At 62.0% G+C, this 2,468-nt stretch carries 2 protein-coding genes; both read left to right on the forward strand.

Features of this window, described 5'->3' with window-relative positions; all coding sequences use genetic code 11:
• The first annotated feature begins 112 nt into the window (after positions 1-112).
• Positions 113-1,681 carry an IS21 family transposase gene (istA, locus tag JF542_RS24250; RefSeq protein ID WP_207077724.1) on the forward strand — a complete coding sequence of 523 codons (1,569 nt, stop codon included), beginning with the start codon at positions 113-115 and terminating at the stop codon, positions 1,679-1,681.
• On the forward strand, positions 1,611-2,339 hold the full coding sequence (gene istB, locus JF542_RS24255; protein ID WP_028031292.1) for an IS21-like element ISPkr1 family helper ATPase IstB: 729 nt from the start codon (positions 1,611-1,613) through the stop codon (positions 2,337-2,339). The genes istA and istB overlap by 71 nt, the downstream gene beginning before the upstream one ends.
• Positions 2,340-2,468: the final 129 nt, after the last annotated feature.

Below are 2,468 nucleotides of genomic sequence, written 5' to 3' on the forward strand. Positions count from 1 at the left end.
TGTGAACCGGCATGCAAAATTGACCCCGTAGCGGGGTGATCGGCGTCCAAAAATGACCCCCTTACACTGATGTGGATGATGCCCCCGAGGTCATCGGGGAGCACAGTGTGGGATGTTGGTCGTGGAGACGATAGCGAAGATCCGACGGGCGTATTTTCAGGACAAGAAGTCGATCAAGCAGATCTGCCGGGAGCTGCGAGTATCGCGGAACACGGTGCGCAAGGTGATCCGGTCCGGTGCGACGGAGCTCACCTATGAGCGAACCATTCAGCCGTTGCCGAAGATCGGGCCTTGGCAAGACATGCTCGACGAGATGCTGGCGGTGAACGCGCGGAAGCCCAAGCGCGAGCGACTGACTCGCATCCGCATTTTCGAGGAACTCCGGGCTCAAGGATATGACGGAGGCTATGATGCGGTCCGGCGATACGCGGCCTCCTGGTCGAAGGAGGAAGCGGTGGCATCTGCGGCCGCCTATGTCCCGCTAACCTTCGATCCAGGCGAGGCCTACCAGTTCGACTGGAGCCACGAGATCGTGGTGATCGACGGCGCGACGACCACGGTGAAGGTGGCACATGTCCGCCTGTGTCACAGCCGGATGCTGTTCGTGCGTGCCTATCCCCGCGAGACGCAGGAGATGGTCTTCGACGCCCATGACAAGGCCTTCGCCTTCTTCGGGGGCACCTGCACGCGGGGCATCTACGACAACATGAAGACCGCGGTCGACACGATCTTCGTCGGCCGCGACCGAGCCTACAACCGCCGGTTCCAGCAGATGTGCAGCCATTACCTTGTCGATCCCGTCGCTTGCACCCCGGCATCCGGCTGGGAGAAGGGACAGGTCGAGAACCAGGTCGGCGTTGTCCGACGACGGTTCTTCGTGCCTCGGCCGAAGTTCAAGAGCTACGCCGAACTCAACGCCTGGCTCGAGGATCGCTGTGTTGCCTGGGCCAAGGCCAACCCGCACCAGGAGCTTCGGGATCGAACGATCTGGGAGGTGTTCCAGGACGAGCGCGCGAGTCTTGTCCCCTACGTCGGTCCGTTCGACGGTTTCCATGCCGTGCCAGCCTCGGTCTCGAAGACATGTCTCGTCCGGTTCGACAAGAACCGCTACTCCGTGGACGGCCGGGCCGTTGGCCGACCTGTCGAGATCCGTGCCTATGCCGAGCGGGTCGAGTTCTGGCAGGACGGCAAGATCGTGGGGCAACACGCCCGAGCCTTCGGCCGTGACAAGGCCATCTACGACCCGTTGCACTACATTCCGGTTCTGGCTCGTAAGCCCGGCGCCCTCCGGAATGGCGCCCCCTTTAAGGATTGGGACCTGCCGCCGGCGATCAGGCGCGTGCAGCGCAAGCTTGGCAAGGTGCCGAACGGCGACCGGCAGATGGTTCAGATCCTGAGCATGATCCCGATCGATGGACTGGATGCGGTGGATGCTGCCTGTGCCGAGGCCCTAAGCGAAAGGGTCCCCGCAGCCTCGGTCGTCATCAACATCCTGGCCCGGCATCGGGAGCCGTCACCGCCGCTGACCATCGATACGCCGGCCGCGTTGCGACTGACCTGCGAGCCCGTCGCCGATTGCAAACGCTACGACAGTCTCAGGAGACCCAACCATGGAAAGATCACAGGTGCTGGACGCGATGAGCCAGCTGAAGCTCTACGGCATGAAGGCCGCCTACGATGAGATCATCACCACGGCGGTGAAGCGTCAGCACGAACCACAACAGATCGTCGGCGACCTGCTGAATGCCGAGATCAGTGAGAAGCAGGCGCGCTCGATCAAATACCAGATGACGATCGCCAAGCTGCCGCTGGCGAAAGAGGTCGACGAGTTCAGCTTTGAAGAGACGCCAGTCAACGAGACGCTGGTGCGCGATCTGGCCGCTGGGGAGTTCCTTGAACAGCAGCGCAATGTCGTGCTGATCGGTGGCACTGGGACCGGCAAATCGCACCTTGCCGTGAGCATCGCACGGGCCTGTATCCGACGCGGCAAGCGGGGGCGCTTCTTCAATGTCGTAGACCTGGTAAACAAGCTCGATGCCGAAGCCCGTGCCGATCGACAGGGGCGCACGGCAGACCTGCTTTGCCGCCTCGACTTCCTGATCCTTGATGAGCTCGGCTATCTCCCCTTCGCGCAGACCGGCGGCCAACTGCTATTCCATCTCATCAGCCGCCTCTACGAGCGCACCTCGATCATCGTGACAACCAATCTCGACTTCGGGGAATGGCCTTCGGTCTTTGGCGACGCGAAAATGACCACTGCGCTGCTCGACCGCCTGACCCATCACTGCGACATCGTCGAAACCGGCAACGAGAGTTGGCGCTTCAAGACCCGTGAATGACCAAGAACCCGCTGGCCCGATACGGCTGCGCTGTGTGAGGGCTACACCGCATCGGGCCAGCTACCCGGGCGCTCCAAGGGGGTCATTTTTGGATGCCGATAGGGGGTCACGATTGGCTGCCGATTGACA

Origin of the sequence: Salipiger bermudensis, from assembly GCF_017309175.1 — a bacterium.
GTDB lineage: Bacteria > Pseudomonadota > Alphaproteobacteria > Rhodobacterales > Rhodobacteraceae > Salipiger > Salipiger bermudensis.

What these genes read in the sequence shown, in the direction of transcription:
- istB (WP_028031292.1), top strand. Translation starts at nt 1,611, where the DNA reads ATGGAAAGATCACAGGTGCTGGACGCGATGAGCCAGCTGAAGCTCTAC.
- istA (WP_207077724.1), top strand. Translation starts at nt 113, where the DNA reads ATGTTGGTCGTGGAGACGATAGCGAAGATCCGACGGGCGTATTTTCAG.